The 22,572-nt window shown below is 38.9% G+C and carries 19 protein-coding genes and 1 tRNA gene; 5 read left to right on the top strand and 15 right to left on the bottom strand.

What is annotated here, in order from left to right:
- Positions 1–38: 38 nt before the first annotated feature.
- From MKX14_RS07050 to sxtR, 6 genes are all read right to left on the bottom strand, one after another.
- Positions 39–638 carry a TetR/AcrR family transcriptional regulator gene (locus MKX14_RS07050; RefSeq protein ID WP_080947629.1) on the bottom strand — a complete coding sequence of 200 codons (600 nt, stop codon included), beginning with the start codon at positions 636–638 and terminating at the stop codon, positions 39–41.
- Between the two features lie 43 nt (positions 639–681).
- Positions 682–1,989 (bottom strand): cation:proton antiporter, encoded by a 1,308-nt coding sequence (locus MKX14_RS07045; protein ID WP_046811761.1) that lies wholly within the window; start codon positions 1,987–1,989, stop codon positions 682–684.
- A 22-nt stretch (positions 1,990–2,011) separates the two neighbouring features.
- On the bottom strand, positions 2,012–2,806 hold the full coding sequence (locus MKX14_RS07040; RefSeq protein WP_240282122.1) for a TauD/TfdA family dioxygenase: 795 nt from the start codon (positions 2,804–2,806) through the stop codon (positions 2,012–2,014).
- 33 nt (positions 2,807–2,839) lie between these two features.
- Positions 2,840–3,802 carry an isocyanide synthase family protein gene (locus MKX14_RS07035; RefSeq protein WP_046811763.1) on the bottom strand — a complete coding sequence of 321 codons (963 nt, stop codon included), beginning with the start codon at positions 3,800–3,802 and terminating at the stop codon, positions 2,840–2,842.
- Between the two features lie 40 nt (positions 3,803–3,842).
- On the bottom strand, positions 3,843–5,471 hold the full coding sequence (locus MKX14_RS07030) for an NAD(P)/FAD-dependent oxidoreductase (protein ID WP_133481255.1): 1,629 nt from the start codon (positions 5,469–5,471) through the stop codon (positions 3,843–3,845).
- Positions 5,472–6,055: 584 nt separating this feature from the next.
- Complete coding sequence (sxtR, locus tag MKX14_RS07025) at positions 6,056–6,961, bottom strand: multidrug efflux pump transcriptional activator SxtR (protein ID WP_046811765.1); 906 nt, start codon at positions 6,959–6,961, stop codon at positions 6,056–6,058.
- A gap of 139 nt (positions 6,962–7,100) precedes the next feature.
- Between sxtR and sxtP the strand changes: the two genes are divergently transcribed.
- Together sxtP and MKX14_RS07015 are read left to right on the top strand one after the other, a co-directional pair.
- Positions 7,101–8,345 (top strand): multidrug efflux MFS transporter SxtP, encoded by a 1,245-nt coding sequence (sxtP, locus tag MKX14_RS07020; protein ID WP_240282121.1) that lies wholly within the window; start codon positions 7,101–7,103, stop codon positions 8,343–8,345.
- Between the two features lie 124 nt (positions 8,346–8,469).
- Positions 8,470–8,545 (top strand) — tRNA-Thr (locus tag MKX14_RS07015).
- Positions 8,546–8,902: 357 nt separating this feature from the next.
- Here the strand turns inward: MKX14_RS07015 and MKX14_RS07010 are convergent.
- The 5 genes from MKX14_RS07010 to MKX14_RS06990 all read right to left on the bottom strand — a co-directional run bounded on the left by MKX14_RS07010 (position 8,903) and on the right by MKX14_RS06990 (position 13,809).
- Positions 8,903–9,913 (bottom strand): hypothetical protein, encoded by a 1,011-nt coding sequence (locus tag MKX14_RS07010; protein ID WP_046811766.1) that lies wholly within the window; start codon positions 9,911–9,913, stop codon positions 8,903–8,905.
- 18 nt (positions 9,914–9,931) lie between these two features.
- On the bottom strand, positions 9,932–10,357 hold the full coding sequence (locus tag MKX14_RS07005) for a GFA family protein (RefSeq protein ID WP_240282120.1): 426 nt from the start codon (positions 10,355–10,357) through the stop codon (positions 9,932–9,934).
- An 8-nt stretch (positions 10,358–10,365) separates the two neighbouring features.
- Positions 10,366–11,193 carry an SAM-dependent methyltransferase gene (chiG, locus tag MKX14_RS07000; protein WP_240282119.1) on the bottom strand — a complete coding sequence of 276 codons (828 nt, stop codon included), beginning with the start codon at positions 11,191–11,193 and terminating at the stop codon, positions 10,366–10,368.
- 4 nt (positions 11,194–11,197) lie between these two features.
- Entirely contained in the window at positions 11,198–12,496 is a 1,299-nt protein-coding gene (locus MKX14_RS06995) for an FAD-dependent oxidoreductase (protein ID WP_050501297.1), read from the bottom strand.
- 440 nt (positions 12,497–12,936) lie between these two features.
- Entirely contained in the window at positions 12,937–13,809 is an 873-nt protein-coding gene (locus tag MKX14_RS06990; RefSeq protein ID WP_240282118.1) for a pirin family protein, read from the bottom strand.
- 277 nt (positions 13,810–14,086) lie between these two features.
- Here MKX14_RS06990 and ycaC point away from each other — a divergent pair, with 277 nt between their 5' ends.
- A complete protein-coding gene (gene ycaC, locus MKX14_RS06985; protein ID WP_002052204.1) occupies positions 14,087–14,713 on the top strand; it encodes an isochorismate family cysteine hydrolase YcaC in 627 nt (208 codons plus the stop codon).
- Positions 14,714–14,733: 20 nt separating this feature from the next.
- The gene (locus tag MKX14_RS06980; RefSeq protein WP_017387540.1) at positions 14,734–15,708 is read left to right on the top strand and encodes a LysR substrate-binding domain-containing protein; all 975 of its coding nucleotides are present in this window, start codon (positions 14,734–14,736) and stop codon (positions 15,706–15,708) included.
- 104 nt (positions 15,709–15,812) lie between these two features.
- On the opposite strand, the gene gabD is transcribed toward MKX14_RS06980, so the two are convergent.
- Both gabD and gabT read right to left on the bottom strand, forming a co-directional pair.
- The gene (gabD, locus tag MKX14_RS06975) at positions 15,813–17,261 is read right to left on the bottom strand and encodes an NAD-dependent succinate-semialdehyde dehydrogenase (protein ID WP_017481786.1); all 1,449 of its coding nucleotides are present in this window, start codon (positions 17,259–17,261) and stop codon (positions 15,813–15,815) included.
- A complete protein-coding gene (gene gabT / locus MKX14_RS06970; RefSeq protein WP_002117401.1) occupies positions 17,258–18,550 on the bottom strand; it encodes a 4-aminobutyrate--2-oxoglutarate transaminase in 1,293 nt (430 codons plus the stop codon). The genes gabD and gabT overlap by 4 nt, the downstream gene beginning before the upstream one ends.
- Before the next feature lie 156 nt (positions 18,551–18,706).
- On the opposite strand from gabT, the gene MKX14_RS06965 reads away from it, so the two are divergent.
- Complete coding sequence (locus tag MKX14_RS06965) at positions 18,707–20,206, top strand: PLP-dependent aminotransferase family protein (RefSeq protein ID WP_240282117.1); 1,500 nt, start codon at positions 18,707–18,709, stop codon at positions 20,204–20,206.
- 65 nt (positions 20,207–20,271) lie between these two features.
- Here the strand turns inward: MKX14_RS06965 and MKX14_RS06960 are convergent, their stop codons facing one another.
- Together MKX14_RS06960 and ydcN are read right to left on the bottom strand one after the other, a co-directional pair.
- Positions 20,272–21,714: an amino acid permease gene (locus tag MKX14_RS06960; RefSeq protein ID WP_240282116.1), complete on the bottom strand. Its 1,443-nt coding sequence runs from the start codon at positions 21,712–21,714 to the stop codon at positions 20,272–20,274.
- Between the two features lie 305 nt (positions 21,715–22,019).
- Positions 22,020–22,568 (bottom strand): helix-turn-helix domain-containing protein, encoded by a 549-nt coding sequence (ydcN, locus tag MKX14_RS06955; RefSeq protein WP_002117406.1) that lies wholly within the window; start codon positions 22,566–22,568, stop codon positions 22,020–22,022.
- Positions 22,569–22,572 lie beyond the last annotated feature (4 nt).

Here is a 22,572-nt window from a genome sequence, read left to right as displayed (position 1 = left end):
AGCTCATTATTCAAATTTTATTTGAATAAAAACTGGAGTTAAACAAGATAAGCTGCTAAGAAAATTTCTACACCTGATTGTACAGAATTTTCAATTTCTGCTTTAGATGGGACATCTTTAATTCCTAAAAGGAACAGTTCCATTAGGTCAGATTCGATTAATTTTAAATAGTGAATTGTTGCTAAATGCGGGTCACAATTTTTTATAATTTTATTTTCTTTCTTTTCTTCAAAATAACGGGTAATTCTTTGTCTGCAAAGCTTTGGACCAAAAGCATATAGTAAATAGCCTGCTTCAGAATTTTCACTTTCGGCGATTCCCATACGAAAAATTTTTAGAATTTTTTCACTACATGTTACCTCAAGATATTTTCTGCCAAAATTAATGAGTGTTTGGTGAATATCTCCTTCTATTGTCAGTGCTGCAAATGCATGTTCAACAGGTCCTTTCGCCAGAACCTCCACAACGGCCAAGAACAACTCTTCTTTTGTTGGAAAGTGAGTATATAAAGTTGTCTTAGAGCCCCCAAATGTTGCTGAAATTTGAGCCATCGTAGTTCGCTCATATCCCAAAGCCAAGAATTTTTCGGTTGCTATCCGAATTAACTCAGCCCTAATTTGGGGACTCTTTTGTTTCATGTACTCATTACCTTCCTAAGTAGAAAACAATAAATGTTAGAAATTAAAATACCGTGCTTACTTGATTAGCAACAAGCTGCTTTCTTAATAAACGACGAATAATCGGTGTGGTAATAAAGGTACTGATTAATGCCATAAGGACTAACATTGTAAATATTTCTTTTGGTAACACACCTAAGTCATACGCAACATTAATCACAATTAACTCCATCAGTGCTCTCGTGTTCATACATATACCGATGACCAACGCATCCCTATGCTTTTCACCTGAAAATAAAGCAGCAAGATAGCCACCGAAAAACTTACCAGAAAAAGCAATCGCACAAATGAACAGTAATGCCCATAGATCAGAAATGGATTGCAATGATCCAATATCTGTTCTTAAACCAGTATATGTAAAAAAAATCGGTAGAAAGATAGTATATACAAGAGGTGATATTTTCTCCTTCCATTCTTTATGGAGTAATTCACTTTTTTTCAATGCGATACCAAGGATAATTCCCCCAGCAATTGAAAACACACCTAAACGGCTTGTTACCATGGATGAAAGAAGCAGTAAAATAATAAGAACTGAGGTTAAAGTAACATCGAGTCCCTTCTTTTTCTGAATATATCGATCAATATTCTTTCTGGCAAAAGGCCCAAAAAAAATAATAATGAAAAATATATAAATAGCCAGAAGTAGAATTTTTATCGAGAAAGAGAGAATATCTAGATTACTCACTGCCAAAGCAGATACTATTCCTAATAATATCCATCCCAACATATCATCGATAATAGCAGCACCCATCGTCACTGAGGCAATGCGAGTTTTTTCGAGCCCCATTTCCATAAAGATTCGCCCTAAAATTGGAATCGCTGTGATAGACATAGCAACACCCATAAAAAGAGCAAAACTCAAACGATCTGGTTGAGCCTCATGAATCCTACTCCAAAACCATCCAGCACTCGCTATCCCTAATGAAAAAGGTAAAGCAATACCTAATGCACTAATTGAGATAATGGTTTTTTTACGCTCTTTAAATTCAGAGGATATATCAAATTCCAACCCCATATGAAACATCAATAACAATAAGCCAAACTGGGATATTGCTGTAAATATGATGGATACATCAGGGTTAAAAAATGAGGCAAATGCATTTGGGAAAAAAAGCCCAAATATACTAGGTCCTAATATAATTCCCGCTATAATTTCGCCTACCGACTTGGTTTGACCTAAAAAACGTTGTGCGATCCAGGCAATGATTCTGCTAACAAGCAGAATCACCATTAATTCAATAAAAAAATCCGTTGTAATCACTTCAGCTGAAGCACTTACTGCTGAAGCATTTGCTCCATTAACACTTTCCATAGGTTTATTATCTATCCTTTATTTATAGGATGTGGACGCGTTTTAAATGTCTATCTACATTCCCCTCAACTTTTGCGCGGCCATGTAATACCGAGTTGTTATCAATCAACATGTAATCGCCACTGACCCACTGGTGTCGGTACATATATTTAGGGTCATATAAAATTTCAGTAATTGACTGAACAATTTCTTGTGGTTTTATGGGTTGATGATTTGTATCTTTAATAGAGAGCTCTACAGGATTCACTTCCTGATTATCCTCATTTTCGATTTCAATAAACCGGATAACTGAATGACCTTTATGAGGATGGGTCTCAATGAGTTTTACATCAATTGAGCCACCATAATGTGCTTTCTTTTCAGTCGAGTAAGACAGTTTAATATTCTTCCAGTTTTCTAATTGGCTAGTAGGGATATCCTTTAAAATACGTGTGGTATCAACAAAAAGTGTTTCCCCACCTCGTCCGTCTTCTGATGAGACGGTACACTGAAAAGCATTGATTCTTGGAGTTTGTTTGGCAAAAGCACCATCCCAATGCAATTCAACCCGACCTTTTGAGAAAATATGGTTTTTAGGATCTTGTTCCATTTTTACGTTAAGTAAAGCACCAAACTCCCAGTACATCAGATCTCCTAATGATTCGCAGAAGTTAATGTATTGTGGATCTGGTAAAGGTTTAAATCCCCGAAATACTAAAATTTTGTGTTGAGACAACAAGTTATTTAAAACTTCGGTACCAATCTCATTAATATTGTCATGATCGACTGATGCCGTTATTAATGCTCCAAATGGAGATAAATCTTTTACAGTAAACATTATTAAAATCTCTAAATATAAAACTATATTTACTTACATTTCTTGTTGGCTATTACGCAGATAATGGCTAGCTCTTCCATTTTTAAAGATTAATAAAGCATTTTCTTCTTCTGCTTTGTGGCGGGGAACCAAAGTAAATCCTTCATCATCTTGTATAACAACCGAATGCCAAGGTGTGCGCCAATTGTCATCTGAGTCCATCAGAAATATTCCAATTTTTTCTGAAACTCGAGGTTGTGGATGAATACTGAGACGAACTGAATGCGGAAATTGTTCCTTCAGTAAATTAGTCCATGCGTTACTTCTTTGAATTACCCGATATGCATTCATACGAGCTACATTTAATATCTGGTTCTTTGACCAGCCTTTAAACTCATCAAGACCTGAAAAATCCTCAGTCAAAAAGCGACAAATCCCGCGGTACATTTCAGCTGCTGGTTTTTCTTGTTTACAACGGTGTTTTAAGCTTAATAATGACTCGCCATATTGAACCATCAACTCTTCACGCAATGTGCTATATTCAGGTATATCTTGGAAAACATCATCTAAATCAAAATAATCAATATTATCTGCATAAGGTTTTCCTACTCTCTCAATGAGATCATACTTGTAAGAAGATATGGCCTCATCTGGAATTCGTACCAGTTCAGCAAAAACCCTTCCATCAGAACAAATGGTTAACTTTGCTCCAGGTGCATAAATATTTTTTATTTTCTCGCATAATTTATTTAAGGTAGCTAAAGCAAGCTCTTCACCCTTATCAGGGAAAATATCTAAAGTTTTTTTCCTATTCGGTGACTTGGCTGGAAATGCAGGTAAAATCATATGAATAGGTTGCTGATTCTTTACAAAATGCAATACTTTCTGAATATGTAAAGAAGCTTCTTCTTGAAAGTTTTCTTGTTCTAAGTCATTCGTTAATAAACGACGTTTATAAAAAATTAACTTTACAATCTGTTCAGCCAAAGTTAAATCATTATCTAAAATTTGTTCCACCGCAAAAATCCTTATTTCTCTTATAAATGTTTGAAAACTTTTAAATTAAACTTAAATCTTTTAAACCTTGATTTAGATTCTTAATATCTCCTTGCAAATATTTTTCACTTAATTCATTTAAATCGTTCTCAGATAAAGTTCGATTAAATAAACCAGCAATTGACTTTGTTGCTTCGATTAATGATTCAATTTCAATATTCTGCCGAACATTATTAATTTCATTCTCATCAATTTTTTGACCACGATTATGTGCATTCATCATATATTTTGATGGAATTTCAACATCATGGAATTTTTTAATATTGTTTAATAATGGTTGACCAGTTTTTTCTAAAATAACCGCCATTTCATCTTTAATTTTATGGGCAAAGGCTGCTCCACCTTCCATAATTTGGCTTTTTAGATTTTTTTCAATTTCAATGAGTTCTTCATTATTTAGTTTAGCGAAGTTTTTCCAATATTCTCCTACACTTGCTGGAAATACAATTCCGAAATAATCCATAAGGAGTGCTCTAAATAACACCTTATGCATTTCATAATTTCCATGATAATTACCCGTAATATGCAAGAGGAAGTTTTCGTACCACCAATGTGCATATAAATCATAACCACGTATCTTTTTCTCAGCCTCTTCGGGCTGCATTTCTAAATCTGATCGAATAATATCGACTATCATTCTATTTAGATCGGTTAACCATGCAGAACCTGAAGAAAAAAGCGGGTCGATAAATCCGGCTGACATCCCCGTTCTAAACCAACGCTGTGGAGAGAAAATAGTTTTTGCAATACGTGCCATATTTTTGATGGCAGAAAAATCAACTATTTCATAATCACTTCCGAATAGCTCCTGAGCCCATTTATGGGATAATAAAAATTCCTCTAAGTCTTTTTGACTTTTTATCGATACATCAGACTTTTGATGGTGCCAGACCACGCCAATACTGTATGTATCTGCATCAAGTGGGATTAACCAAACCCAATATCCACGATACATAAAATGGTTAGTTGATAATGAACGGTTAGTAAAACGTACACGCTGTTTCCATTCCTTATCCCCCATACTATCAAGGTCTTGTAGACCTTTAACTCTCATCCATGCTGCCGAAACAGGATGAACATCTAGTTTCTCTACATCTTGTAATTTTCTATTTAAGGCACCTGCTAATCCAGAGGCATCAACTAACCAACGACATTGATACGTTTTACCATTCGATGCTAAGACTTCATGTTGCTGGTTGTCTTCCCCAATTATAATTTCTGTAGCAGTCACTCCTCTTTCTGTGATGACGCCAATTTTTTCATTCATAGCAACAAGATCTTCATCAAATTTAGAACGGTCTATTTGATGCGCAGGAATGGTATGGTACCAAGTACGACCCATCTCACTCATATCAGTGATTGATGTATCCTTATTATCTTTTTCAAAGAAAAAACGTAGACCATGCTTATAGTAATAATTTGATTCCAGATATTTAGAGAGCCCTAAATCCTTACATGCATAGTCCCAGAAAATCTCTAACATTGATTCACCAATACCATGATCAAAAGATTTCTTTCTTTCTATAACCGTGACTGTTAACTCAGGTTTTTCTAATTTCAACTGTCTTGCTAAACAGCTTCCGGCCATTGAACCGCCAATAATAAGTACATCTGTTGAGTGTACTTTCATTATTATCTCCTAATTATAAAAATGATTATTTATATATCGCTTCCAAAACGATACGCGAGTGTATCATTGGCCTTAATGTAAATCTATGAGGCTTTAATTTGACTTAAATAATCTTTTTACAATTGTTTTTCTTCAGTTTAGTTAAACATTCAAAATACTAAGGATTTAATTTATTTAAAATATATTTAAAAAAAATTTAAAAATAAAAAATTTAAAAACCATTATTATTAAGTTTAATTACACTTAATTTTTAAAAATATAGATATTAATAATAACCATTTAGTCAAATTTAAATCATTAAAATTAAAAAAATTACCTTAATTTTTTTAAAAATCACAAAGATTAAAAAGTCTTTTACAATTATTTTTTAGTTTATCATTAAAAAATAGTATATAAAGTTCACTTTTCCATAAAAACATGAAACATTATTAAGAATAAATAAATTATAACATTGAAAATTAATGACTCTGTTCTCTATTTCACAAAATTATAAATACAAAAACACTATTCGAAAGTCTATTTTTTACTCACAATTAATTTTCTTCTATACCAAAATCTTTTAAGCCAGCAATTATCAATACTGATTATGTATGTGTTTTATAGAGGACATTTCCTACTATACAGACAAAATTAATCGCCATTTGTGAAGGGGCATGTTTTTTATAAGCAAGCCCTAAGCCCACCGTAGGTGCAGGCGCTTTCAAAGAGCGATATACCACACCCTGAATTTGCAATTGTTTGGTCGACTCAGGAACCAAAGACACCCCTAAATTTGCAGACACCAACGATAAAATCGACACAATTTGTGGGGCATTTTGTCCAAATTTAGGTTCAAAGCCACGCTCATGGCAGGCTTGTTTAATCGCATCAAAAAGCCCTGCACTAATGGATGGTGGGGAGACAATAAAATCAAGCTCTCGTAGTGCTGTTAAATCAATTTCTGATGATGCATCGTCGAGTTGGAAAGACTCGGAAGGTAAAGCAGCAATGAGTGGCTCTGCTAATAATTCTTGAATAATTAAACTATCTGGAATGTTGCGTGGTGAGCGAATAATTGCAACATCTAAGCGGTCTTCGAGCAATAAATCGATGAGAAGTAAGGTATTGGCTTCTTCAAGTTTTAAATTCACTTTCGGATATTGCTGCTGGAAATAGCGAACACATTTAGGAATTAGAGGGTTCAACATTGAAGTGCCTGTAAAGCCTAATCGCAATTGGCCCACTTCACCATTTGCCACTTGTTTAACAAGGTTCGCTGCATCTTCTACACGCTGCTGTACAGGCTGAACCGCATTTAAAAAGGCAAGCCCCGCTTCGGTCAGCTCCACCCCATGAGGTGATCGAATAAATAAATCTGCGCCTAATTCTTCTTCTAAGTCGCGGATTTGCATGCTTAAAGGTGGCTGGCTCATGTTTAAACGCTGCGCAGCTCTGGTAAAGTTTTTTTCTTCTGCTACTGCTAAAAAGTAGCGTATATGCCTGAGTTCCATCGCTATATATAAAACATATCATGACCCATTGTTAAATATATTAGAAAAATACCATTCAAATTGCTAATTTTAATTTATCGAATTTTCTCAATGCAGCATGCTTTCAGGCACTGCTCTTTCTTTCTGTCATGGTCATGATATGAGTTCTTCATCTACACCCAGTACCTTAAGCACTGAGACGACTTCTGTTCTGTCCCGCGAGTGGATTCACAAAGGCACTAAGGCCTATAAGCATGCAGGCTTCGCTTTATTCCTGGTTGGCTTTGCTAGCTTCTCACTAATTTATTGTGTACAGCCGCTGTTGCCTGCATTTAGCCAAAGTTTCCAAATTAGCCCTGCGAGTAGCTCTTTGGCACTGTCATTAACAACTGCCTTTTTAGCAATTTCGATTGTGCTATCGAGTGCCTTTTCACAAGCGATTGGCCGTCGTGGTGTAATCTTCAGCTCAATGCTGTGTGCAGCAACTTTAAATATTGTCTCAATGTTTACCCCTAACTGGCACAGTTTACTGATGGCACGTGCATTAGAAGGTTTACTACTTGGTGGTGTACCAGCAGTAACGATGGCTTGGATTGCCGAAGAAATTGCACCTGAGCATCTAGGTAAAACTATGGGTTTATATATTGCAGGTACGGCCTTTGGTGGCATGATGGGCCGTGTCGGCATGGGTATTTTGGTTGAATATTTTTCGTGGCGCACAGCCCTAGGCTTACTTGGGGCAATCTGTTTTGTTTGCTCAATTGCCTTTTTGAAACTACTTCCTGCTTCGCGTAATTTTGTGCTGAAAAAAGGGCTGAATTTAGGCTTTCACATGCAAATGTGGCGCGCTCATTTAAGCAATACTAAATTATTACGCCTGTTTGCCATTGGGTTCTTGCTGACTAGTGTTTTTGTCACCTTGTTTAACTATGCCACTTTCCGTTTAAGTGGAGCACCTTATTCACTCAGTCAGACACAAATTAGTCTTATTTTCTTGTCGTATAGCTTTGGTATGGTGTCTTCATCGTTGGCAGGTAGCTTAGCGGATCGCTTTGGTAAAAAAACCATGATGATGAGTGGTTTTGCGCTCATGATTGTGGGTAGCCTTATGACCCTGCTCACTTCTCTTTTCGGCATTATTATTGGTATTGCATTTATTACCACAGGTTTCTTTATTACCCACTCACTTACCAGTAGTTCTGTTGGCGCTGAAAGCAAACAAGCTAAAGCACATGCTAGTTCGCTCTACTTACTTTTTTACTATATGGGTTCAAGTATTGTCGGCTCGGCAGGCGGTTGGTTCTGGCTACACGGTGGTTGGAGTGCGATTGTTGGCTTAACCGTTGTACTGTCATTACTTGGAATATTTTTAGTAATTTATACAAAACACGCGAAAGCGCATTAATGTGTTGAAACCCTAACTTTTTCAGGCTAAACCCAATGAGAATTTAAAAATGATATGAAAAAATTTAAATGCTCATTTTTTGGCTTGTAATTTTTTTAAGAAACTGTAAAATTCACTCCACATCGCCGGCATAGCTCAGTTGGTAGAGCAACTGACTTGTAATCAGTAGGTCCACAGTTCGAATCCGTGTGCCGGCACCATCATTAAACCTCATGAATATTTGATTTATGGGGTTTTTTGTTGTCTATAGATTTTACAATCTACCTTGTGACTCTATTGTCTTAGGTGGCAAAGAAATTCGTTAATAAGAAATGAAAAAAGCCCAACATCCTGTTGGGCTTTTTTCGTATTTCGTTACTAGGTACACTTCCTGTAATACCTCACGTCCTGATGCTTAAACTTATTATTGTTGTTTTACGTTTTGGAACTTCCTGTTCCCGTTAAGTGCATCATAGATAATTTATGAAGTCATAGAAAGACGCAAATTTCCCGAATGGATGTACGAAAAAGCGTACACCTCATTTTTTTCTAGCCAAATATTTACTAATCCAAAGCTATTAATTCATCATTCTCATCATAAGATTAGGGTCGGATATATCAAGAACCTGTTTTACTACTCCATTTGGGCTTTGGAGAATTGCTTGTTGATGGGTATAAATTTTTCCATTTTTATCTATTGCGTTCAACTTTTCAGGGGGAATGAATAACCATGCTTCTTGCTTAGCTAAAGGACGAACCAGTAAATTGAATTCAGTACCTTTAGGATACTTAATATTGCCTATTTTTAAATCTTCTTCCAATCTTGCATTTTCAATACCTACTAAGTTTTTATCTTGGTCTAAATAAATATCAGCCCAACTCATCGAAATATTTTTATATTTTATAGAAGCGCCTTTAATTTCCCAGTAATCCGTTGAAACAAAGCCATCTGGATATTTCTGGTCTTTTGAACGTTCAATACTAGCTACTGGCTGAATTTCCAGATGATTCAACCGAACTAAATGCGCAAGTGAACAGTATTCCAGTCCGTTAATTTTGGCATCTTTGTCTAGGTAAACTTTTATATAAACAGAAACCTTACATGGCCATCCTTCAACCAGATCTGTACCCTCTCCTTCTAAAGTAATAGATCTGTCATTAAATAGCTCAAGTTCATATCCTCTCGCTATCTCAATAGAACTGATGTTGAAATTTCCGAAATGAATAGGTTTAGGGAAAGTCGCACTTCTAAATGACTCAAACTGATCAGGTTGATATAGCTCAAGTTGAGTACCTTTAGGCATCTGAATACCTAAAACTTTTTCTTCTTTTACAAGTACTTTATTTAAAGCCGCATGTTCTTTTTTTACACTATCCTCACTGATGAGTAAGAGCACATTTAAGCCGATATTTAACAAGAAACATAAGAAGCTCATTAAGAAAATGAGCCCGCTCAATATATTTCCATTCCTAATTGCAGAGCGTAATTTAGAACTAAAAATTATGCCCACTGCAAATAGAAAAAAAACGAAACTCCCTAAGGAAGCAATTAAGAAAATCCAGAGATAGTTAAAAGAAAAAGGAATCATAATTTTTGACGATATTTATTAACCTTCTTTTCTCTTCTCTATCATTTTTTCAAAATGTTTAAGGTTTGGGTTCAACGTATCCCATTCATAGGCTTGGCTCACAAACACCTCTGCTCTAGGCTGATACAGGCTCGGGTCATCCAAAGTACCTGCACGTATTGAAATCATTTCAGGCGCAATTTCAGGTAAGCCAAAAAGCTGAGAACCACACGTCGGGCAAAACGCTCTTTTAATAGGTCGGCCAGAAGATCCCAAAGTCTCAAAATATTTAAGTTCACCACTTACTTTCAATTCAGACTGGTGAAAAAAAGCGATTGGTGCATAGGCCGAACCTGTGGCCTTTTGGCAATCTCGACAGTGGCAATTAAAGCTATAACGTGGCTCTGCTTCACTTTGGTAGCTCACAGCTCCACATAAACACGATCCTTGATATTTGGCTGACATAGCTCATCCTATTTTTTTATTGCTGTGATTTGAATATAACGTACATATCCATTTTGGTAGAGTTGTTGGCATAACTTTGCAGTCATTTGAATTTTAAAATTTGCCAATCCTCGGCTTTGCTTTTGTCCTTGTTGATTTTGAATATATTGCGAAAAACCGAGTAACACTTGCTTAGATAAATCTTCAATTTGAATATCGACAAAACCTTGTTGTTCCAAGGTAGCTCTGAGCATTTTTTCATTTGGCACAGTATCCCAAGCGACATTTGCTGCTTTGAGTAAATAACGATGCTTTTGTTCTTGTAGAGCGGTCATGTTTTGACATGAATCGGCACGCATTAGGTAATGAAAGCCTAATCGGCCTTTTGAATTTAAAACTGGAGCGATGGAATCTAGAAATGAATTTAAATTGCTGTGATAAGCGGCATCAATACACATCACCACATCGAAGTATTGTTTAAATTCAAATTGTTTTAAATTTAAAAATGAACCGCAAAAAATCTGGCTTATTTCGGGAATAAGCTTTTGAATTTTATGGACACATTGGGCTTGTAAGTCAACTGCACTGAGGCTTTTAGGCTGATAATGCTGTAACCAGTGCAACAAACTTGCACCCTGGCCGCAGCCTAAATCTAAGAGATGATCTTTTGAATTTAAATTGACAGCTTGTGCCAAATGATCTGCCAATTGGCAACAAGCTTCACGGTAGTTTTGGGTATTTTTCCAAAAACCCAAATTTGTCCAAGCAAGCTCCCCATCATCCCCTAAGCTTGATGCATCAATTGCATATTTATGGGGAATGAGTCGAGAGAGAGCTGCTCGAACTTTTGTTTTCACAATTTTAGTAGCCGAGTTCTGGGGCAACTTCCACCTTAGGTTTTAAACCTACAAATGGTAAAGGTGCACCTAAAATTTCAGCAATATGCATGGCAGAAGTCACTGCTGACTCTAAAATTGGCAAGCCATCACACGACCATGAACCACAGTAAAATACTTTACGGCTTGGGTCTAAATGGCGTTGTTGCAATTCTTTGTTTAAAGCAACCGTTTGTGAGTCTACAACCGCACGCGTTAAAGTCACTTTTGAAATAACTTTTTTAGGGTCAATATCAACCACTGGACGCCAAGTTTGGAATACAGGATTTTTACCCACGAGTGTTGGCTCAACCGCATTCATCCAAACTGTAAATTGCTGACGCGTAAACTTACGGTCCATCATATAGCTCAGCACTGACCAGTCCTTACGGCGTGGTGGCATAACGGTCGCATCAGTATGAATAACAAGATCACCTTGCTCAAAGCGGAATTGCTTAAGCAGGTTCATATCTTCTGCAAACTGTTCAGGATTTAAAAACTCATCGATTTTAGATGTTGGCGTTGCAACAATTACTCGATCAAATAAGTTCTGTTCGCCTTGGCTGTTTTCAACCAGTACTTTTTCGCCTTGTAATTCAACTTTCTTAATTGCCGATCCGCTATGGATATCGATGCCTTTAATCAAGCTATCTACAAATGCTGGTGTGCCACCTTTCATGCGCAACAACATGTCGCCATCAGTTAAGTGACGTAAAAACTCAAGTAAGTTTTTTGCAGGCCAATCGCCAATTGTTTTTGGATTACACGTACAAATTGTATAGAGCACTGGCATAACCACACCATGCCAGAATACTTCTTCAATATCGTTCTGATTAATAAATTCAGCGAGGGTAATATCTTGATTTTTAGATTTGAAAAACTGGTGAATCGCAGTTTTTAGTTGCAACATCCCTTTCACAAGACGCCAGCCATATTGCTGAATGCCTTTACGGTTATTAATAATCGGGAAATTACCAATACGGCTACGAGATGTCGTTAACCATGTTTCCGTACGATCTTCGAATAACCAGCTACATGACATATAAGTACGAACTGGAAAGGTCTTAATACCTAAATGAGCAGCAAGGCTGAGTGTATTTTTCCATAAGTGAGGATTCATCACACGTAGCGGTGCATCAATAATTCCACCATCGAACTCAATGCTATGGCTATCCATTCCCCGGCCAGGAAGTGCTTCAAATATCGTGATCGTATGCCCTGCATCTTTCAGAATTCTTGCTGCCGCAAGCCCTGCCATTCCACTGCCAATAATTGCGATATTCAAAATGATGTCCCATTTTTCGAGAATTTTTTTGATTATCACTCATACCCCAAAAAAACACCGTATTAAAAACTACCAGATTTTTATTTTTTGCATCAATTTATATAGAAAATATTTAGCTGCTAATCAGATCAAGTTTTTATATTTTTTTACAAAATCATAGAAGTTGATAAAACCTTATATTTTTTGAAAATTTAAAAAAAATCTTTTAAATAAAATAAGATAATTTAACTATTTTTATATCATTTGTTTTACAAGCATCTTTTTTTAATATATTATTAACTCATAATAATGAGAAGCAAATCACATAAAACAATGCCGCAACAACAATGAAAACCATCATAAAAACAGAATCTTTACAGCGAAAAAGCCCGCTATTCACACTTGATAGCGGGCTTTTTATTACTTTGTTTTTAGAGGTTATTCAAATGCAATTCGGCAATTTATGCTTCTTGCATGATTGAACCGAATTTTCCACGATTAAAATCATTAATCGCTTCCATAATCTCAGCTTTGGTATTCATGACGAATGGACCATAACCTTCGATTGGTTCATTGAGTGGTTGACCAGTCAACACTAAAAATTTAGTGTCTTCTTCTGCATTTAAACTAAACTCAACACCCTCACGAGACAAAATCGCAACGGTTTTACCTTCAAGACGATTTGCATCATTGACTACAACCGCACCATCTAATATCACAACAAGCGTGGTGTGACCTTCAGGTACATAGAGGGTATGTTTTTGGCCTTTAACCAATTTACCATCCCATACATTTAACGGACTAAATGTACTTGCTGCACCTTTTGCATCTGCATATTCACCTGCAATCACGCGCAAATGACTACCGTGCTCGTCTAGTGCAATGTCTGGAATATCTTTCGCTTCAATTGCTTGGTATTTTCCAGGCGTCATTTTTGAATGAGCAGGTAAATTTACCCACAATTGCACCATTTCAAAAAGACCACCATGCTCTGCAAATTCAGGAGAATGGAACTCTTCATGCAAAACGCCTGCACCCGCAGTCATCCATTGCACATCACCGGTTTTAATGGTTCCGCCGCCGCCGCTTGAATCTTTATGAGTCACCTCACCTTGGTAGGCGATGGTCACTGTTTCAAAGCCACGGTGAGGATGCGAACCTACGCCTTGCTGTTCAGTCGTTGGCGAGAATGTATATGGCGCTGCATAATCGAGTAGCAAAAATGGGCTTAGGGTTTGGCCTAAACGGTCATAAGAGAATAGGTTATATACAGGGAAACCATCACCCACCCAATGCATGTGGTTATTCTGATATGCACCAAGAAATTTCTTCATCTGATCTCTCCTATATATGTAGGATTTTCTTGAACTGAGATTGATTTTACGCCTCAATAATTGCAGTTTATAGATCAGGATTAGCAACACATTATTTCATCTATGAGACAATCATAAAGTTTGAGGTACTCTTTTTAAGATCGTCCTATTTTTAAAATTCTTAATCCTATTTTTTAGACTTAATCACGACATAAAACTCAACTAGCATAATTTTAGGCAATAACGACCTACTCAATAATTTTTGATTATTTATTTTGATAACACGAGGACATAAAAAATGGCTCAAGATTACGTGCGTTTAGACAAGGATAATGCTGCGGTTCTTTTAGTTGACCATCAAGCAGGTTTGCTTTCTTTAGTTCGAGATATCGATCCAGATAAATTTAAAAACAATGTATTAGCACTTGCAGATGCTGCTAAATATTTTAATTTACCAACTATTCTTACCACTAGTTTTGAAAATGGTCCAAATGGTCCTTTAGTTCCAGAATTAAAAGAACTTTTCCCAGATGCACCATTTATTCCACGTCCTGGTCAAATCAATGCATGGGACAATGAAGACTTCGTAAAAGCGGTTAAAGCGACAGGTAAAAAACAACTGATTATTGCAGGGGTAGTGACTGAGGTTTGTGTGGCATTCCCAGCTTTATCTGCACTCGCTGAAGGCTTTGAAGTGTTTGTGATTACCGATGCTTCTGGTACTTTCAATGAATTAACACGTGATGCTGCCTGGGATCGTATGTCAAAAGCAGGTGCTCAGCTTATGACGTGGTTTGGTATGGCGTGTGAGTTACACCGCGACTGGCGTAATGATGTGGAAGGTCTAGGTGCGTTGTTCTCAAATCATATTCCTGATTACCGCAACCTGATGACCAGCTATAGCTTTAATACATCGCAAAAATAAGCTGAATTGCCAAGATTAGAGTGCTTAAGCGCTCTAATCTTAAATTTAAATGGATTGATCGGACATTGATAAGCTCTTTTGATGATTTTTATTATTTCTATTTGGTCGTAAAACACGGCGGCTTTAGTGCGGCTAGTGAAGCCGAAAATATTAGTAAATCTAAGCTCAGCCGACGCATTATTGACCTTGAAAATAAATTTAATGTCAGCCTGATTCAAAGGACAACACGTCATTTTAAGGTGACCGATTTAGGCCAAGAGTTTTATGAGGAATGCTGCAAGGTTATTACTCAAGTTGAATGTGCAGAAAACGTGTTATTAAAGCAAAAAAGTGAACCTCAAGGATTGGTCAAAGTAAGTTGCCCACCTCTGATGATGCATTTTCAAATTAGAAAAATTTTAAATCAGTTTTTAAAAACCTACCCCAAAGTTGAGATCGCACTCGAGCTAACAAGCCGTCGAGTAGATATCTTGCATGATGACATCGACCTCGCGATTCGCACCAATTTCGAACCCAATGAAGATTCGAATTTAATTGTTCGTGATGTGATTAAAACCGATCATTGTCTGGTGGCTTCGCCTGAATTACTGCAAGGTCGGATCATTGAACATTATTCAGAATTACAGGACTTTCCAAGTATTAGCTTAGGTACGCAAAAGCAAAATCCTATTTGGCATTTATGCAATATTCGTAATGGTGAATCGGTTGATGTGCCTTATCAACCACGAATCAAAAGTAATGATTTGGCTGGTGTGTATTATGCCGTGATGGATGGTTTAGGCATTGCCGACCTTCCTTTTTTAACCGTCGAATCTGAAATTCGTAAGGGTACGCTTATCCATATTCTTCCTGACTGGAAGTCGAATATTGGTACGCTGCAATTGGTATATGTTTCGAGAAAAGGCCAGCGTCTTGTAGTTGAAAAACTCATTGAAACGCTGATTGATGAACTCAGGCGTTTGCCTGAAAGTCGTGATGGCTATCTATCGACTTAAAATAAAAAACCGGTCATGAATGGGCATGACCGGTTTTTTGTGAAACATCACATACAGCATAACTGTATGTTTTCGTTCAGAACAAAACGAACTCGCTTTGTTCCTTACTCAGATAAGTCTACGCAGAGGTATTTCATTTCGACATATTCTTCGATGCCGAATTTTGAACCTTCACGACCTAGACCTGACTGTTTTACGCCACCAAACGGAGCAACTTCATTTGAAATTGCGCCCGTGTTAATGCCGACCATACCGTACTCAAGTGCTTCACCCACTCGCCATTGACGAGCTGTGCTTTGAGTAAATAAATAAGCAGCTAAACCAAACTCGGTATCGTTCGCCATTGCTACGGCTTCATCTTCAGTTTTAAAGCGGAACAGTGGGGCAAGCGGACCAAAAGTTTCTTCTTTAGACACTTTCATATCTTGCGTTACGCCAGTTAAAACTGTTGGTTCAAAGAATGTGCCACCAAGTGCCGAGCGTTGACCACCAATACGAATTGTCGCGCCTTTCTCAGTTGCATCTGCAATATGAGACTGAACTTTTGCAATCGCATCTTCATCAATTAAAGGCCCTTGAGTTGAACCTTCTTGACGGCCATCGCCAACTTTAAGCTTAGACACAGCTTCAACCAAACGCTCTGCCAATGCATCATAAATACCGTCTTGAACATAAATACGGTTAGCACAAACACAAGTCTGACCGCTGTTACGATATTTACTTGCCATAATGCCCTGAACAGCTTGTTCAAGATTGGCATCGTCAAATACCACAACTGGTGCATTACCACCGAGTTCAAGTGAAAGCTTTTTAATAGTTGGCGCACATTGTTGCATCAAGATACGGCCCACTTGGGTTGAACCTGTAAAGCTTAACTTACGAACAATATCGCTTTCGCATAGTGTTTTACCGACTTCAACCGCATCACCACTAATGTTAATTAAAACATCGGCTGGTAAGCCTGCCTGTAAAGCCAATACTTCAAGTGCATAGGCGGTTAACGGTGTTTGTTCTGCTGGTTTAACCAACATTGAACAACCCGCAGCAATGGCTGGACCTGCTTTACGCGTAATCATGGCAGCAGGGAAGTTCCACGGCGTAATGGCAGCAGTAACTCCAATCGCTTGTTTAATCACGAGCAGACGTTGGTTTGGCAAGGTTGGCGTCAACACTTCACCATCAATACGGCGAGCTTGCTCGGCAAACCATCGTATAAAAGATGCTGCATAACCAATTTCACCACGTGCTTCTGCTAATGGCTTACCTTGCTCAGCTGTTAAGATTTGAGCCAGATTTTCTTTGTGCTCAAGCATGAGGTTGTACCATGCCAATAGCACATCAGCACGAGCCAAGGCAGTTTGCTTTTTCCAAGCAGCCTGCGCTTTTGCTGAACGGTTAATTGCGGCTTCAACTCCTGCACGGTCATAGGTTTTTACCCATGCCAAAGTTTCACCTGTAGCAGCATCATTCACCTCGATATAGTCATTTGATGCAGGTGCTTCTAATGAAATATCAGGATGTTTTAATAAATACTGCAAATTATTTTGAATCATGCAGATTGCTCCATTGCTTTTGCACTACCTGCTTTTAGAGTTGCAAAACCTTGTTTCAAGATATCAAGGCCTTGACGGAATTGTTCAGCAGGAATGGTTAATGGATATAAGAAACGAATTACATTACCGTATTTACCACAAGTAAGAAGTAACAACCCGTTTTCCATTGCATAGTTTTGTACAACTTTTGCTTGTTCAGCTGTTTCAAGCTCTACTGCAACCATTGAACCTAATGCACGAATATCAGTTACGACGTCGCCTGTTGCTTGTTGAATATCTTTAAGGGTAGCGACTAACTCTGCACCTAATTCATTTGCACGGTCGCATAGGTTTTCTTCTTCAATCGCATCAATAACCGCGTGCGCAGCAGCAACTGCAATCGGGCTACCTGCGTAAGTACCACCTAATCCACCTGGGTTAGGCGCATCCATTACTTCTGCACGGCCAACAACACCTGAAATAGGGAAGCCACCGCCCAAGCTTTTCGCCATCGTGATGAGATCTGCTTTAGTCTCGTAATAGTTCATTGCGAACAATTTACCAGTACGGGCAAAACCTGATTGCACTTCGTCAGCAACCAATAAAATACCGTGCTTGTCGCAAATTGAACGTAAACGTTTTAAGAACTCAGCTGGCACAACATTAAAACCACCTTCACCTTGTACTGGCTCAAGTACGATTGCCGCAACATCATGTGGTGCAATATCTTCACTGAAAATATCTTCAACGCTTTCAATTGCCGCGTCTACTGAAATACCTTTAGCAGGCACTGGGTAACGCGCGTGGAACACACCCGCTGGCATTACGCCGAAATCACGTTTGTAAGGAGCCGTTTTACCTGTCATTGCCATCGTCATAAATGAACGACCGTGGAAACCGTTACCAAAAGTGATAATGCCGTGACGACCTGTATAAGAACGAGCAATCTTCACTGCATTTTCAACTGCTTCTGCACCAGTTGTGAAAAAAGCTGACTTCGCAGGACCCGCAATTGGCGCGCGTTCATTAATACGCTCAGCTAAAGCGACATAGCTTTCATATGGTGTTACTTGATAGGCAGTGTGAGTAAATTTAGTGAGTTGCTCAGTCACCGCTGCAATCACTTTAGGGTGGCGATGGCCTGTATTTAAAACCGCGATACCACCAGCAAAGTCGATAAATTGATTGCCTTCCTTGTCCCAAAGCGTGGCATTTTCAGCTTTTTCCGCATACCACTGACACATCACGCCTACACCACGTGGAGTTGCTTGCTGTTTACGTGCGTTAAGTGCAGAATGTTGATTATCCATTTGATTCCCTCATATTTTCATCATCAGTTGCAGCTTTGGTTTCTTGCATCCTGTGCTTAATTTTCAGGGTGCTTTACAACGACTGCCTATGCATGTAATTTCGCTCGTCTGACGCCAACTGACGAGAGCCACTTTTTAACTGTAGGAGAGAGCCAATTGCGTAGTTTACTTGGAGATCATTTGCTGCAACGACTCCAACAGGACACTGAAGGGAAACTACATCAACGCCTTTTCCGTTGCCTGCGTGGTGCCATTATTGATGGAGTCATCCAGCCCAAGACTCGTCTACCTGCGTCACGCGACTTAGCCAGTGAAATTCATGTTTCTAGAAATACAGTGCTTACCGCCTATGAACAGCTACAAGCTGAAGGCTACTTAGAAGCCCGTACAGGTCATGGCACATGGGTTGCCGAAAAATTACCAGAGAGTTTTTTAAATACTCAAAATAAGAAAAAAGCGGTTTCAAGCCCGAAAGTTCAAAGCTCTTATGCCCTTTCGCAGCGTGGTTCTAACTTATTAGGCTATGCAGCAGCGTCGCCACACCAATGGGGAGCTTTTGTGCCGGGAGCACCCGATGTAACAGAGTTTCCACATCATATTTTTAGTCGTATTCAAGCACGCCTAAGCCGCGAACCGGACATTAACCGCCTGATTTATAGCAACGCTGGTGGCTGTATCGAGCTTCGAAGTGCTTTGGCAGATTACTTACGTGTTGCACGTTCGGTTCAGTGCGATGCAGATCAGATTATTATTACCGAAGGCATTCACCAAGCGATTGATTTGGTCTCACGTGCACTCAGTGATATTGGTGATCGAATCTGGCTTGAAGATCCCGCTTATTGGGGAATGCGTAATACCTTACGAATTAATGGTCTCGATATTCAACCGATGCCTGTCGATGCTGAAGGTATTATTCCTGAAGAAAATCCGGCAAAGCCGCCTAAACTCATTTTTGTCACACCATCACATCAATATCCGCTAGGTTCACATTTAAGCCTAGATCGACGACGCAAACTGATTGAAATTGCACGCCAGCATAATAGCTGGATTGTCGAAGATGACTATGACAGTGAGTTTCGTTTTTCAGGTCAACCGTATCCGTCTTTACAAGGCTTAGAAAATGATGCGCCTGTGCTGTACATGGGCACGTTTAGTAAAACCATTTACCCCTCTTTAAGAATTGGTTATTTGGTCGTACCCAAACCACTTTTTTCACCATTACGAATTGTGGCAGCCGAGCTTTACCGTGGGGGCCATTTGCTTGAGCAAAAAGCCTTAGCTGAATTTATTCGTGAAGGCCATTACGAAGCGCATATTCGCCGTATGCGCCTACTCTATGGCAAGCGCCGCGACTACTTGGTGAGCTTAATTCAACGCTACCTTGGCCCCGAATTTATTCATGAATATGATGAAGCCGCAGGGTTACATCTGGTTTTAAAACTACCGAACGCTTGTGATGATGTCGCGATTGCAGCGACTGCGCTTGAACGTGGTGTCAAAGTTCGACCACTGTCTCAGTACTACATGCAGTCGCATGCACATGCAGAACGTGGACTGCTTATGGGCTTTGCCTGTGTAAATGAAAAAGATATGGTGATGGCTTTTGGCGTCTTGCTTCAATGCTTACGTGAAGCAGGCATCCCTACGCTGAATTAGTTGTTTTCTCGTACTAAGCCAAATAAAAAAGAGCCTCGCAGTGAGGCTCTTTTTTATTTAAAAAATTAAACTAACTTTTCTTCATGGCTATGAGTTAAATGAGTCGCTCTACGCTCTTTCCCCCATCCCAGTTTTTCAGACAGCAAACCGAAGAACACAATAATGCCGAACAATACTGTAGTGTAAATCACTTCTTTAAAATAGGTACCTTCAATCAACATAGTCAGAATTGCACCAATAATTGCAAAGATTACCACGTAAGTTAAGTAAGGGAACATCCACATTTTAAAGTCGATTTTCACGCCTTCAGCTTCTAATTTTTTACGCATACGAAGCTGAGAATAAGCAATGGTCAGGTATACATACAGTGTTGCTGCACCCGTCGTTAGCATGAAAAAGTCGTAAACATCCATACTCTTAGTTGCAGTTAAAACCACAGCAATTACAGAGAAGAAGCATGACACAATCACGCCCACCCACGGACTACTTTTACTGTTTACAGAGCCAAAGCTTTTCGGTGCATCACCACGTTTAGATAATGAGAACAACATACGTGAACACGTATAAAGCGCTGAGTTAAAGCAGCTACATACCGAGGTTAGAACCACAAAGTTTACGATATGGCGCGCACCCGGAATACCAAGCGCAGACAACGTAACGCTATAAGTTCCCCAAGTCGAATCTTTCAAAAGTTCATTGTTGTGAGGAATCAAACATACCGCCACAAACATTGAGCCTACATAGAATAAAATAATTCGCCAAACCACCGAGTTTGATGCTTTACGAATTTCTTTAGATGGATTTGCCGATTCTGCCGCTGCTACAGTCACAATTTCAGCGCCAATATAGGCAAACATGACCCCAAGTAAGGCGGTAATAACGGATGAACCACCATTAGGCATAAAGCCTTGAGAGGTTAAATTACTGATACCAGATGCAGCTGGATTACCCCAAGGCCACAAATGCATGATGGCTAAGCTACCAATCACAAGAAAAATAACAATCGCGATGACTTTGATGAGGGCGAACCAAAACTCAAATTCACCATAGTTTTTCACGTTTTGTAAATTAACGACAACCAGTGCGCCAATCACCACGACCATATAGACCCAGATCGGTATAAACGGGAACCAATTGTTTAAAATCTTACCTGCTACATAGGCTTCCCAACCCATGAGCATGGCTAGAGTACACCAGTACAACCAACCAATTGAAAACCCTGCCCAACGGCCAATCGCACGGTCAGCATAAGTTGAAAAAGAGCCACTATCAGGGTTTAAAACGGCCATCTCGCCTAACATACGCATGATGAACCAAACGAGTAGACCACCTAAAGCGTAAGTTAAGAAAACTACAGGTCCCGTATTGTAAATAATACTGCCTGAGCCAACGAATAGAGAACCACCAATAACCCCTGCAATCGAGATCATCGTTAAGTGGCGTGATTTGAGTCCATGTTTTAAACTTTGGGAGTGATTGGCTTCAGAACCATTTTGATGAGCTGCCATATCATTTTCCTTAATATATGGAGGATATCGGCTAGTCTCGGAAATCCTCCGAAGCCAAAAAATATCCCCTAAAAATTTAGCCGTTCTGCCCAATTCCTAAAACAGAAAATTCACTGAGCTTATCCGGCGCTTCCGTATGCATACTTCCAATAGCTTTAATTTGTCGTTTCGGCACTCAAGAAACGAGAGCCATTTTTGGAATAAAAGAGAGAGCCAATTGCAAAATTTATACGCAAAATTGGCCCTTTTTGTAGAGGAAGCTGGTAAATGGCTTTTAGTTTTTATTTTAATCAGCTTGAAATTCTTTAGTTTTGTTCAGAAATTAATAATGCCTTTGTACCTGTTTCCAACGCTCTAAATATATGTTTTTGATCAGCTGGATAACAAATATAGTCTCCAACTCCAAGCTCAACAGCTTCATCAATTAAGCCCACTAAAGCTTTACCTTCAACCACAATAATATGCTCCACAGAACCAACTGGATGCGGCTCTGAAAGACGGTCTTCGCCCGGCTCAACAATCAGTAAATACACATCTCGGCGCGCATGTGGCGGACAAGTCGCCAACAAAATCGCTTTGTAATTGGCAATCTCAGAACTCACTGTTGGCCCATCACCACAGCGAATCACTTGTACCTGATTACTCGGCTCTTCCATCAACCGTGCAAATGGAATATTGAGCGCAACACAAAGTGCCCATAAGGTTTCAATGCTAGGGTTACCTTGCCCTGCCTCTAACTGCGAAAGTGTAGATTTGGCAACACCTGCACGACGAGCAACCTCTGCCAATGAAAGCCCTGCTCTTTGACGTTCACGCGTTAAACCTTTGGCAATAATTTCGATTGGCTGAGACATTCAC

This window comes from Acinetobacter pittii (assembly GCF_022449185.1).
GTDB classification, from domain to species: Bacteria; Pseudomonadota; Gammaproteobacteria; order Pseudomonadales; family Moraxellaceae; genus Acinetobacter; species Acinetobacter pittii_I.
The sequence above is the reverse complement of the archived record's forward strand: the minus strand, read 5'-3'. Positions and strand labels throughout refer to the sequence as shown.